At 62.2% G+C, this 12,769-nt stretch carries 12 protein-coding genes; 8 read left to right on the forward strand and 4 right to left on the reverse strand.

Annotated features, from left to right (window positions below; genetic code table 11):
- The first annotated feature begins 166 nt into the window (after positions 1-166).
- From pehA to FHT86_RS18580, 6 genes are all read left to right on the forward strand, one after another.
- Positions 167-1,711, forward strand: a complete 1,545-nt coding sequence (gene pehA, locus FHT86_RS18555) for a phosphoric/sulfuric ester hydrolase PehA (protein WP_133708294.1) — start codon at positions 167-169, stop codon at positions 1,709-1,711.
- 49 nt (positions 1,712-1,760) lie between these two features.
- Positions 1,761-3,395, forward strand: a complete 1,635-nt coding sequence (locus FHT86_RS18560; RefSeq protein ID WP_133708295.1) for an ABC transporter substrate-binding protein — start codon at positions 1,761-1,763, stop codon at positions 3,393-3,395.
- 72 nt (positions 3,396-3,467) lie between these two features.
- Entirely contained in the window at positions 3,468-4,475 is a 1,008-nt protein-coding gene (locus tag FHT86_RS18565) for an ABC transporter ATP-binding protein (RefSeq protein ID WP_133708296.1), read from the forward strand.
- Positions 4,476-4,486: 11 nt separating this feature from the next.
- Positions 4,487-5,497, forward strand: coding sequence for an ABC transporter ATP-binding protein (locus tag FHT86_RS18570; protein WP_133708629.1), 1,011 nt, complete (start codon positions 4,487-4,489; stop codon positions 5,495-5,497).
- Between the two features lie 4 nt (positions 5,498-5,501).
- Positions 5,502-6,431: an ABC transporter permease gene (locus FHT86_RS18575; RefSeq protein ID WP_133708297.1), complete on the forward strand. Its 930-nt coding sequence runs from the start codon at positions 5,502-5,504 to the stop codon at positions 6,429-6,431.
- 3 nt (positions 6,432-6,434) lie between these two features.
- A complete protein-coding gene (locus tag FHT86_RS18580; RefSeq protein WP_133708298.1) occupies positions 6,435-7,301 on the forward strand; it encodes an ABC transporter permease in 867 nt (288 codons plus the stop codon).
- A gap of 6 nt (positions 7,302-7,307) precedes the next feature.
- Here the strand turns inward: FHT86_RS18580 and FHT86_RS18585 are convergent, their stop codons facing one another.
- From FHT86_RS18585 to FHT86_RS18600, 4 genes are all read right to left on the reverse strand, one after another.
- Complete coding sequence (locus FHT86_RS18585; RefSeq protein ID WP_246779575.1) at positions 7,308-7,988, reverse strand: hypothetical protein; 681 nt, start codon at positions 7,986-7,988, stop codon at positions 7,308-7,310.
- Between the two features lie 151 nt (positions 7,989-8,139).
- Positions 8,140-9,696, reverse strand: a complete 1,557-nt coding sequence (locus tag FHT86_RS18590) for an MDR family MFS transporter (RefSeq protein WP_133708299.1) — start codon at positions 9,694-9,696, stop codon at positions 8,140-8,142.
- A complete protein-coding gene (locus tag FHT86_RS18595) occupies positions 9,693-10,142 on the reverse strand; it encodes a MarR family winged helix-turn-helix transcriptional regulator (RefSeq protein WP_133708630.1) in 450 nt (149 codons plus the stop codon). The genes FHT86_RS18590 and FHT86_RS18595 overlap by 4 nt, the downstream gene beginning before the upstream one ends.
- 94 nt (positions 10,143-10,236) lie before the next feature.
- Positions 10,237-11,184 (reverse strand): SDR family oxidoreductase, encoded by a 948-nt coding sequence (locus tag FHT86_RS18600; RefSeq protein ID WP_133708300.1) that lies wholly within the window; start codon positions 11,182-11,184, stop codon positions 10,237-10,239.
- Between the two features lie 217 nt (positions 11,185-11,401).
- On the opposite strand from FHT86_RS18600, the gene FHT86_RS18605 reads away from it, so the two are divergent.
- Together FHT86_RS18605 and FHT86_RS18610 are read left to right on the forward strand one after the other, a co-directional pair.
- Positions 11,402-12,100 carry a class I SAM-dependent methyltransferase gene (locus tag FHT86_RS18605; protein WP_133708301.1) on the forward strand — a complete coding sequence of 233 codons (699 nt, stop codon included), beginning with the start codon at positions 11,402-11,404 and terminating at the stop codon, positions 12,098-12,100.
- 15 nt (positions 12,101-12,115) lie between these two features.
- Entirely contained in the window at positions 12,116-12,769 is a 654-nt protein-coding gene (locus tag FHT86_RS18610) for a TetR family transcriptional regulator (RefSeq protein ID WP_133708302.1), read from the forward strand.

A 12,769-nucleotide genomic window follows, 5' to 3' on the forward strand; every position in this document is an offset into this window, starting at 1 on the left:
GCTGAGGAATGCCTAAAGCACGGCATGACATACATAAAGTTACGCCGGCAACCCAAGGTATAGACCGTACCTCTTCGATACAGGTCCGTCATGGAAGTTTGAAAATAGGTTCATGCGCCTGAAATAATCGCACCGCACACAGCCTCCCTGAAACGCGAGGCTGTTCATGAACCGCAAGAACGTACTTCTCATTGTCGTCGACCAGTGGCGAGCCGATTTCATACCGCATCTTCTGCGCGCCGATGGGCGCGAGGCATTTCTGAAGACGCCGAACCTGGATCGACTTTGCCGCGAAGGTGTCACCTTCCGCAATCACGTGACGACCTGCGTCCCCTGCGGCCCGGCCCGCGCCAGTCTGTTGACCGGCCTCTATCTGATGAACCATCGCGCCGTGCAGAACACGGTGCCGCTCGACAGCAGGCATTTCAATCTCGCCAAGGCCCTGCGCAGCATCAGCTACGATCCGGCGCTGGTGGGCTATACCACGACCGTGCCGGACCCGCGCACGACCTCCATCAACGATCCGCGCTTTCTGGCCCTCGGCGATATGATGGATGGATTCCATTCGGTGGGCGCCTTCGAGCCGAACATGGAAGGCTATTTCGGCTGGGTGGCGCAGCAGGGCTTCGATCTGCCCGAACACCGGCCCGACATCTGGCTGCCGGAAGGCGAGGATGCGGTGAAAGGGGCAACCGACCGTCCCTCGCGCATTCCCCACGAGTATTCCGACTCTACTTATTTCACCGAGCGGGCGCTGACCTATCTCAAGGGCCGCGCCGGCAAGCCGTTCTTCCTGCATCTCGGCTATTATCGTCCGCATCCGCCTTTCGTCGCCTCTGCGCCCTATCATGAGATGTATCGTCCGGAAGACATGCCGGCGCCGGTGCGTGCCGCCAGTCCGGATGCGGAAAGCGCCCAGCATCCCCTCATGAAATTCTATATCGACAGCATCCGCCGCGGCTCTTTCTTCCAGGGTGCCGAAGGCTCGGGCGCGACGCTGGACGAGGCGGACATCCGCCAGATGCGTGCGACCTATTGCGGCCTGATCAGCGAGATCGACGATTGTCTCGGTCAGGTCTTCGCCTATCTCGATCAGACCGGCCAGTGGGACGACACGCTGATCATCTTCACCAGCGACCACGGCGAGCAACTGGGCGATCACCATCTGCTCGGCAAGATCGGCTATAACGATGAAAGCTTCCGCATTCCGCTGGTCATCAAGGATGCGGGCCCGAACGCGCGTCCCGGCACGATCGAGACCGCCTTCACCGAAAGCATCGACGTCATGCCGACCATTCTCGATTGGCTCGGCGGCGATATCCCGCGCACCTGTGACGGCGAAACGCTACTTCCCTTCCTCGCCGGCAAGCGGCCGGACAATTGGCGCACCGAGCTGCACTATGAATATGACTTCCGCGACGTGTTCTATTCGGAACCGCAGCCGGTTCTCGGCCTAGACCAGAATGACAGCAGCCTCTGCGTCGTTCAGGACGAGCGCTACAAATATGTCCATTTCGCCGCCCTGCCGCCGCTGTTCTTCGACCTCGAACGCGATCCAAACGAATTCGTCAACCTCGCCGACGATCCCGCCTATGCGAAGCTCGTCCGCGACTATGCGCAAAAAGCCCTGTCCTGGCGGCTGAAACACGCCGACCGGACATTGACCCATTATCGCTCCGGTCCCCAGGGCCTGACCGAACGCGACCGATAACGATAACCGAACCCCCAATAGTCGAACTAGAACTCAAGGAGGTATTTTCATGGTCAATATTACCCGTCGTGGCGCGCTCGGCATGGCGACTGCCGCCGCCGGCTCGCTCATCCTGCCGCGCTTCTCGATCGCTCAGGCCGATAATCGCCCGTCGATCACCATCGCCGTGCAGAAGATTTCCAACACCAACACGATGGACCCGCTGCGGGAACAGTCGAATGTCGGCCAGCGCATCTTCAATTCGTCGCTGTGGGAAGGCCTGATCGGCCTCAATTGGCTGAATGGTCTCACCGCCCGTCCGGAACTCGCCACCGAATGGCGCCGGATCGACGACAAGACCGTCGAACTCAAGCTGCGCCAGGGCGTCAAGTTTCACAACGGCCAGGAGCTGACCGCTGAAGACGTCGCCTTCTCCTTCAGCAAGGAGCGCATGTTCGCCGACACGCAGCCAAGCACCGGCAAGACGATCTACATCAACGACACCAACCCGATTCGCAACGAGGGCAAGAGCCTGCCTCCGGAAGTGCCGGCGACCGCGCGCCGCTTCTGGCCGGCGCTGGAGGGTGTCGAGATCGTCGACAAATATACCGTCCGCTTCGTCAACGGCTCGCCCGATGTCACCATGGAAGGCCGCCTCTCGACCGTTGCCAGCGCCATCGCCAGCCGCCGCGGCTGGGAAGACGCCAAGAGCTACCTCGACTGGGCACGCGCGCCTGTTACCACCGGCCCCTACCGCGTTGCCGATTTCAAGCCCGACACCTATCTCGTCTATGAAGCCCATGACGAGTATTGGGGTGGCCGCCCGCCGCTGAAGCAGATCCGCTTCGTGGAAGTTCCGGAAGTCGCCTCGCGCGTCAACGGCCTGCTCTCGGGCGAATATCAGTTCGCCTGTGACATCCCGCCGGATCAGATCAGTGGCATCGAAAAGAACGCCGCTTTCGAAGTCCAGGGCGGCACGATCACCAATCACCGCCTGACTGTGTTCGACAAGAACCATCCGCAGCTTGCAAACCCGCTGGTTCGCCGCGCTTTCACCCACGCCATCGACCGTCAGGCGATCGTCGATTCGCTCTGGTCCGGCCGCACGGTCGTTCCGGCCGGCCTGCAGTGGGATTTCTATGGCGACATGTTCGTGAAGGGCTGGACGGTTCCAGAATACAATCCTGACCTGGCTCGCCAGCTTCTGAAGGAAGCCAACTACAAGGGCGACGTCATTCCGTATCGTCTGCTGGACAACTACTACACCAACCAGACGCCGACGGGGCAGATCCTGGTGGAAATGTGGAACCAGGTCGGCCTGAACGTCGAGATCGGCATGAAGGAAAACTGGCAGGCGATCCTCGAAAAGGGCCCGACGCGCGCCGTGCGCGACTGGTCGAACTCGGCAAGCTTCAACGATCCGGTTTCCTCCATCGTCGCTCAGCATGGCCCGAACGGCCAGCAGCAGCAGGTCGGCGAATGGACCAATGCCGAGATGAATACGCTCTCGACCTTCCTGGAAACCAGCACCGACCGCGCCAAGCGTCACGACGCGTTTGCCCGCATGCTGCAGATCTGCGAACGCGAAGACCCGGCTTACACGGTCCTGCATCAGAACGCCGTGTTTACTGCAAAGCCCAAGTCGCTGAAGTGGAAGGCCGCGTCTGCCTTTGCGATGGACTTCCGTCCCGGCAACTGGGCGTAATCTGACGAAACGAGCCGGCGGCCACACCTCCGGCTCGTTTTTTATTCGTTCGTGTGGACGAAGGAGGCAGCAATGTCCCTAGTGGAAATCTCCAATTTGACGGTCGCCTTCAACGGCACGCAGGTTTTGCACGGCATCGATCTCACGATCGAAAAAGGTGAAGCCGTCGGCCTCGTCGGTGAATCCGGTTGCGGCAAATCGGTGACCTGGCTGGCGGCGCTTGGTCTTCTGCCGGGTAAGGCGACTGTTGGTGGCAGCGTTCGTCTCGGCGACCAAGAGCTCGTCGGGGCTTCGCGTCCGGCGCTCGAAAGCGTGCGCGGCCGCCGCATCGCCATGATTTTTCAGGACCCGTCCAGTTCGCTCAACCCCGTCATCCGCGCTGGCCGCCAGATTGCTGAAGCCGTCGAGCTGCATCGCGGCTTGACGGCCAAGGCGGCACGCTTTGAGACGATCCGGCTGATGGAGCTGGTGGGTATTCCCGATGCGGTCAGACGCTTTGACAATTTTCCGCACGAATTTTCCGGCGGCCAAAACCAGCGCCTGATGATCGCCATGGCGCTATCGGGCAATCCCGATCTGCTCGTCGCCGACGAGCCGACTACGGCGCTCGACGCCACCATTCAAGCTCAGATCCTCGACTTGCTGATCTCCATTCGCGCCGAGACAGGTATGGCCATCGTCTTCATCAGTCATGATCTCGGTGCCGTGTCGCAGGTCTGCGAACGCGTCTGCGTCATGTATGCCGGTCGCGTCGTCGAAAAGTGTTCGACGGAAGCGCTGTTCCGCCAGCCGCGCCATCCCTACACCCGTGGTCTGTTCGATGCTATTCCACGCCTCGATGGCGGCCGTGAGCGCATGGTGCCGATCCCCGGCACCGTACCGCAGCCCGGCCGCCTGCCTGGCGGCTGCGCCTTCGCGCCCCGCTGCGGCCATACGTCCGAACTCTGCCACAACAGCCTGCCGCAACTGGTGAGCCTTGGCGACGACCGCGCTGCGGCCTGTTTCCATCCGATTGGCGACAGCGCAATTGCGCCGGCCTCGAACACGGCGCAGGCCAAGCAGGGAGCGACGGTGGCGTGAACACAGATCCCATGATCGAGGCGAGCGACCTCACCAAGACCTATTTCTCCCGCCGCGGGTTGCTGGGCCGGCCGACCGCCGTGCATGCGGTCGACGGCGTCTCGCTGGCCGTGGCACCCGGAACGACGCTCGGGATCGTCGGCGAATCCGGCTCAGGAAAATCCACCACCGGCCGGCTGCTGCTCGGGCTGGAAGCACCATCGACAGGCCATGTCCGCTTCGACGGCGAACCTATGCCGGCGTTGGAAACGGCAGCATGGCGCAAATACCGGGCGCGTATGCAGCTTGTCTTTCAGGACCCGCTCTCCGCCCTCGACCGTCGCCTGACCATTGGTGCGCAGATCGGTGAGCCGCTGACGATCCATGATATCGGTACGGAAGCCGAGCGCCGTGAGCGTGTGACGACGCTGCTGCAGGCCGTCGGCTTGCGCCGCGACCAGCAGGACAGCTACCCGCACGAGCTTTCCGGCGGCCAGCGCCAGCGTGTCGTCATCGCCCGCGCCATCGCCAGCGATCCGCAATTGCTGGTTTGCGATGAACCGGTCTCGGCACTCGACGTCTCCATTCAGGCGCAGGTGGTCAATCTGCTGCGCGACCTGCAGGAGACGCGCGGCATCACCATGGTTTTCATCAGCCATGACCTGAAGGTGGTGCGCAACGTCTCCGATCGCGTCGCCGTCATGTATCTCGGCCGTATTGTCGAGGAAGCCTCTTCGGAAGAGATTTTCCGTACCCCGCTTCATCCGTACACCAAAGCGCTGGTGTCGAGTGTGCCGGTGCCGGGTACAGCGCTCAAGGATCGCATCGTGCTGCAGGGCGAGCCGCCGAACCCGGCCGCGCGTCCCGGCGGCTGCGCGTTCCATCCGCGCTGCGCCGTCGCCATCGCCCGTTGCCGCACGGAAACCCCGGCGCTGCTGTCGGTAGGAGTGGGACGCTCAGCCGCGTGCCATCTCGTTCAAGGCGGCCAGCCCGTTGCGGCGGTAGCGGAAACTATGCCCGAGCAAACGCCAGCGAGCCCGTGATCCCATGTTCCGCTTCTTTCTCTTCAAGCTTCTCCGGGCGCTGATGACCATCATTTTGGTGGTAACCTTCGCCTTTATCGTGCTGCGCATGTCCGGTGACCCCGCGGTCATCATTCTGGGGCCGGATGCGCCGCCACAGGCGATCGATGCCTTCCGCCATGCCTGGGGTCTCGATCAGCCGCTTTGGGACCAATATCTGCGCTATTTCGGCGCGATCGCGCGCGGGGATCTCGGCGTCTCCATGCGCGACGGCCAGTCGGCGATCACATTGGTTTCCGAGCGCATCCCGGCAACGCTGGAGCTGACCGTTCCGGCTCTGATCCTCGAATTGATCATCGGCATTTCAGCCGGCGTCTATGCGGCGCTACATCGCGAAAGCATTGTCGATCGGGCCGTGATGGCCGGCGCCGTTATCGGCTTTACGATGCCGAGCTTCGTTCTCGGCCTGGTGCTGGTGCTGATTTTCGCCGTTCAGCTCGATTGGCTGCCTTCGGGCGGTCAGGACACATGGGTGCACGCCATCCTGCCGGTCATCACCATGAGCGTCGGCGGAATCGGCATCCTGGCTCGCTTCTCGCGCAGCGCCATGATCGAGATCCTCGGTCAGCCATATATCCGCACGGCGAGCGCCAAGGGCATGCCGTGGCGGAAAGTGGTCTGGCGGCATGCGCTGCCGAATGCGGCGATCCCGATCGTCACTATCGCCGGCTTCATGGTCGGTTCGCTGATTGCCGGCGCCGTCGTGGTGGAATCGCTGTTCTCCTGGCCGGGCGTCGGTCGCCTGCTGGTGGTCTCCGTGTCCAACCGCGACCTCGCCGTCGTGCAATGCATCCTGCTGATGGTGGCGGCCTGCATGGTGCTGTCCAACTTCACCGTCGACATTCTCTACGGCTATCTCGATCCGCGTCTGCGGAACATGAATGCGAAAGGCTGAGCCATGGCGAACATCTCCATTCCGGGTATCGCGGCCGGCGAGCGCAAGAAGCGGAAGAAGTCGGGCTTTCCCATTCTAGTCGGGATAGGCCTCGTCTGGATCGCGGCGATGATTTTCATCGCGATCACCGCCGATTGGATCCGGCCCTTCAACATCACCGCCTTCGACCTGAAGAACCGTCTGGCGCTGCCCGGCAATCCCACGCACTTTCTCGGCACGGACGAGCTTGGTCGTGACGTACTCTCGCGACTGATCGACAGTATCCGCATCTCGCTGCTGATCGCTTTCGGCGCTACGTTGATTTCCGCCTTCGTCGGCACGCTGCTCGGCTTTCTCGCCGCCTATTTCCGAGGGATCGTCGAGCACATCGTCCTGATGCTTGCGGACTTTCAGGCGGCGATGCCGTTCCTGATCATGTCGCTCGCCGTCCTCGCCTTTTTCGGCAGCTCGCTGCCGCTCCTGATCTGCCTCATGGGTTTCTACGGGTGGGAGCGCTATACCCGCATCGCCCGCGGTCTCGCTATTTCCGCCAGCAAACAGGGCTATGCCGCGGCCGTGACCCAGCTCGGCGCCAGTCCGACCCGCGTTTATCTGAACCATATCCTGCCGAACATCGCCTCGACGCTGATCGTCTCAATGACGCTGACCTTCCCGGAGATCATCCTGACGGAAAGCAGCCTTTCCTTCCTTGGTCTCGGCGTGCAGCCGCCGATGACCAGCCTCGGCAACATGGTCGGCTATGGCCGCGAATACATCACCCGTGCGCCCTGGATCATGCTGACGCCGTCGGTGGTCATCATGCTGACCACGCTCTCCATCAGCATCGTCGGTGACTGGTTGCGCGACAAGCTCGATCCGACCTTGTCGTAAGAAAGCCTAGGCACTCGCCTTATTCGCTGCCTCGGACGCGGATGCATCGGAACTCGATGCACCTGCGTCTGAAGTGGCCGACGCCGACGGCCAGGTGATGTAGTAGAACTGCGATCCGACCTGGCCGAAATAGGCCTCGCTGCCGGTGGTCTTGTCGATAAAGCTGCCGTCGGGGTTCTTGACGAAGGTTCCATCGGAACCGCGTTCGAGATGGGCCTTCAGGTAGTCGTTCCAATCGCTGGTGGGGATGGTGTCGCCGGTTTTGCTCGTTGTGCCCTGCTCGCCGTCGGCATCGACATCCCATGCCTGGATCGAAACGCCTTTCGTCGGATCGGAAACTGTCAGCGTGCCGTTATCGAGGGCGTCGAGCATCGCCTGTGCCTGGCCTCCCGTGCCTTCGCTCTTGACCGCGTCTTGCAGGTTCTGTTTCAGAAGATCCATGAACGAGCTGCTGGTCATGTCCGGGTCGGGCTGCGATGCCGCCGAACTGTCGGTCTGATTTGCCGACAGGCCATTGAGCATGCTCGTAAGCGATGCCTGTGACTGTGACGGCAGGCTGGAGAGATCGCTGCTGCTGTCGCTCAACAACGGATCGCTGTTCGAATCCTGCGAAGAATCGGGCGTCTGCAGCAATTGCAGTGCCATCTGCGATGCGAGCAATCGGGTTGTGGTCAATGCGGAAACCATGGGTCGTTCCTTCCCAATTTGGCTGATGCCGGCGGTCATCATGCCGGAAGCCACCTTTGACGGTCGGTGAGCGCATGCTTGATCGGACGGCGCTCATCATCTGATGCCGTCAATTGTAGGATGAACGACTTACCTGGGGCTTGTGCGGCGGTTAGCGCGGCGGCTGAGCGCCTTCGCTGTGATGCGTTTTCAGCGGCAATTCCGGCAGGAACAGCAGCGCGATCAGCGCCAGCGCCACGATGACTGTTCCGGTGGCGAAGGTCATGGCGATGGCGTGGCGGTAAAGCGCTATTGCCGCGGCATGGGCTTCCGGCGACGTGGTGGCGAGCTGCTCGAGGCCGCCTTTGGTCAGCGACGACATGTCGAGGCCGCCGGACGAGCCCGTCGCCTGCTGTATGCGATACGCCAGGATCGCACCGGAGCCGGTAACGCCGATCAGGCCGCCGAGCGAGCGAAAGAAGGCAAGCGTTGCCGTGCCGACGCCACGATGCGCAAGGGGCAGGGCATTCTGCACTGCTACCGTCATGGTCGGCATCACCAGCCCGAGCCCCAGGCCGAGCGCGAAGATCGGGGGCTCGATGATGGCGAACCCCTTGCTGGTCGCAATGGCCCAGGCGAGTGTGGCGAAGGCGGCCGTCGCAAGGCCGAGGCCCCAAAGCTGCGCCGGCTTGTAGCGGCCGGAACGCTGTAGCAGCACGCGACCGTTGAGCATGGAGGAGATGACGAAGCCGATCATCAGCGGTCCCGTCAGGAAGCCGGAATGCGAGGGGGTGACGCCCATAACCAACTGGAAGAACAAGGGGAAGAACAGGGTCGCGCCGAGCATGCCCATGAAGGTCAGGGCCAGCACGAGGCAGGCGATGACGAACAGTCGGTTGCGAAAGAGATCGGGTGGCAGCACCGGCTCCGGCTCATGCCTGATGTGGAAGACGAAGAGAATTCCGAGGACAAGGGCCGCGACGGAAAGGCCGAGAATTTGCGGCGAGTTCCAGGCCCATTCGTTGCCGCCAAGCGCGAGTGCCAGCAGGAAGCTGGTGGTGCAGCCGGTCAGCAGCACGGCGCCGAGATAGTCGATGCGGCGGCTGCGTGCCTGATGCCGCCGCTTCAAGGCGCGGCCGATCATGACGAGCGCCACCGCGCCGATCGGCAAATTGACGTAGAAGATCCAATGCCAGGAGAGCAGGTCGGTGATGAGGCCTCCGACGATCGGGCCAATGACACTGCAGACAGCGAAGACGGCGGCGATCGAGCCTTGATTGCGGCCGCGCTTGGCCGGCGGCACGAGGTCGCCAATGATGATTTGCGCTAGTGGCAGCAGTCCGCCGGCGCCAAGCCCCTGAATGGCGCGAAAGATGATGAGCTGCAGCAGCGTCTGTGCCATGCCGCTCAACACGGAGCCGAGGAGGAAGATGAGGATCGCCGCGTAGATCATCGGCTTGCGGCCGTATTGGTCGCTGAGCTTGCCGTAAAGCGGCATGGTGCTGGTCGAGGCCAGCACATAGGCGCTGACCACCCATGAGAGATGCGTAACGCCGCCGAGATCGCTGACGATGCGCGGCAGGGCGGTCGCGACGATGCTCTGGTCGATGGCGCCGAGGCCGAGAACGATCATCAGGCCGAGGATGACGGCGCGGATTTCGCGGCGGTCGGGCGCTTCGCCATCGGTGGCCGCTGGCTGCAGAGCGGCTTGGTGAACTTGCGGGGTCATTGTCCGATGTCTCCGAGCGGGCCGATGGCGGCGCGGATGGCGGCTCGCGCGTCGGGCGATAATTTGGCGAGTTCGAAAGCGAGCCAGTCGGTTCGCCTCTGTTTTATGCCTTGAATCACAGCCCGCCCCTTGTCGGTGGCGATCAGACCGCTGCGCCGCCGGTCTTCCGGATCGGGAGCGGAGCGAGTGACGAGGCCTTCGCGCTCCATCGCCTTGATGTGTCCCGATATCGTCGGCCCGCGCAGCTTCTCCAGCCGCGCCAGCTCTGCGACGCCAATGCCCGGCTGGCGCAAGATCGCAACGAGGAGGAGAGCCTGCAGCGGCGAGATGCCGGGTTCGTCGATTTCGCGCCGCAGTTGCCGGTAGAGGCGATGCAGAACGGGACGCAACGCTTCGGCAAGCGCCGTGGCGTCTTCAAGGTCCTGGAGATGTCCGGTTTCGTGCATGTTCAAAAAAGATAGATAGGCTTCCTATCTATCTACATATCCCACGATTCCGACCTGTGCAAGCGGCCGAATCCTTCGGAGGGAGAGGGACCCGCTACGCTATAACAGGTACCGGCATTCTTAACCCAGTCAGTTGTTCCGATCTTTCCCAAAGACGCCGCCAGATGGCTTTGTTCTGCGCGTATGGCACGATCTTGGCGCGCACCGGCGGTCCCTTCAATTCATAGAACCCATCGGGACCGTACATGACGCCACCCTCTGCGCTCGGCGACGTCGCGGCGAGAAGCGTCGGCAATGCACCTGCCGCTGCAGAGTGCGCCAGGAGTGGTTCTAGCCACTTGCCGAGCCTTTCCCCTAAGCCCGGCCGGTCGCGGCCCATGCGCGGGCCGGTGCTTTGCAGGCCGGTAACGGCGTAGCCGGGATGGGCGGCCGTGCTCATCAAGTTCCAGCCCTCGGCGCGGGCGATCCGGTCGAGTTCGAGGCTGAACATCAACGTCGCCAGCTTTGACTGGCAATAGGCGCGCCAGGAGCTGTAGCTTTTTTTCCATTGCAGATCGTCGAAATTGATCTTGCCATTGCGATGCGCCAGGCTGCTGACGGTAACCACACGTGGGTTCGTAGCGGCAAAGACTTTCGGCAGTAGCCGCATGTTCAAGGCAAAATGACCGATGTAGTTGGCCCCCATCTGCATCTCGAAACCATCCTCCGTTTCATGTCTGTCCGGAATGGCCATGACACCGGCATTGTTGATGAGGAGGTCGACCCGCGGCACGGAAGCAGCGATGCGCGTGGCGGCACCGGCGACGGAATCGAGGCTGGCGAGATCGAGCGGCTCGAACGCGACGTCGGCGCCGGGCGTGGCGGCGCGGATCTTCGCCAGCGCTTCGGCACCCTTGCTTTCATTGCGGGAGGCTATGATCACCTTGGCGCCGGCACCCGCCAGTGCTTTGGCAGTTTCATAGCCGATGCCACTGGTGGCACCGGTAACGACCGCGATGCGGCCGGTCTGCGGGGGAATGTCTTTCATGGTCCAACTCGGCACGATAATCTCCTGGATAAAGGATTTCTATATCTGGTGATTTATTGCACTAAACGCAAAAATACAATAGTTAAAAAAATGCATTGAAAAAGGTCTGCAATTGTGGTTTGCATATCAGCAATATTGGCGCCGCAATTGCCTGCCGTGCCTTCGAATTGCCACGCTGCTCGGACCTGATCGCGCCATATTCGATATTTTTGCTATTGATTGGATTCCTGGGATGACGACAAAGACGACATGTGCCGATTTCGTTCAGTTCTTCCGCTCCTGGGTGAGCGACCCCATGCGCGTCGCCGCGATCGCGCCGTCCGGCGAGCGATTGGCTCGGCTGATGACGCAGGAGATCGAGCCGCTCAACGGCCCGATCCTCGAGCTCGGCCCCGGCACCGGCGTCTTCACGCGCGCGCTGCTGGCTCGCGGCATCCCCGAGAGCGACTTGACGTTGATCGAGTTCGGCGAGGAATTTGCCGTTCAGTTGCGCGGCCGTTTTCCCGAGGCGCGCGTGGTGAAAATGGATGCAGCGCAGCTCGCCCAATGCGGCCTGTTTGCCGAAGCGCCCTTCGGCGCGGTCGTCAGCGGCCTGCCGTTACTCTCCATGTCTCCGCGCAAGATCACCGCAATCGTTGGTGGCGCCTTTGCAACGATGAGGTCCGGCGGCGCTTTCTATCAGTTCACCTACGGCCCACGCTGCCCTGTGCCGCGGCCGATCCTCGATCGTCTCGGCCTGAAAGCGGCGCGCGTCGGCGGCACGGTGCGGAACATTCCGCCAGCTGGCGTCTATCGGATTTCACGCAGAAAACCGTTGGAGATCTCGATCGATCGCTCCAAATATCATAGCAGGGAAGAGGATGCCGGAATCGCAGCCTATGCTGCCGAAACCGGCACGGCCGATGTGGGACGGCCGGAAGCGGGTGCATAATAATGGGGGTAGTTCATGGCGGATGTGAAAGAGATAGACGGCGAAGTGAAGGAAGGCCGGCGCGAACGTAAACGCCGCCAGACGCGCGAGCGCATCGAGGCGGCGGCACTTGCGCTGTTCCTTGAACACGGCTTCGACGGTACGACGATCGAGGATATCACCGAAGCCGCCGACGTCTCCAAGCGCAGCTTCTTCGATTATTTTCCGAGCAAGGAAGAGGTGGTCTTCGCCTGGCAGGACAACTTCTCCGACGAACTCGTCGATGCCATCGCCGCCCAGCCCAAGGACGCATCGATCGTCGAGGTCATTGAAGGCGCTCTAACCTCGGCGCTGCTGGCCGCCTCTTCGGATCCGCAACGCCTCGCCATAGGTGCCTTGATCCGCGACACGCCGGCGCTTTGCGCCCGCGATCAGTTGAAATATGCCAAGCTGGAGGGGAAGCTGACGGACGCGCTTTATGCTCGCTCCGGCGGCGGTGAAGAGGAGCGGTTCCGCCTGCGCCTGCTGTCGGCGATTGTCGTCAGCACACTGCGCATCGGCGGCGAGCGCTGGAATGAAGGGCCGCAGGAGCTGTCGCTGCAGGATTTCGCCCATCGCGTGTTCGAACAGCTCTGGACCGCGCTCGCCGATCTCGGCACGCTGCTGCGGCAACGCAATCACGATCGCTGA

The sequence above is a fragment of the Rhizobium sp. BK313 genome, from assembly GCF_014193655.1.
In the GTDB taxonomy this organism is placed as follows: Bacteria; Pseudomonadota; Alphaproteobacteria; order Rhizobiales; family Rhizobiaceae; genus Rhizobium.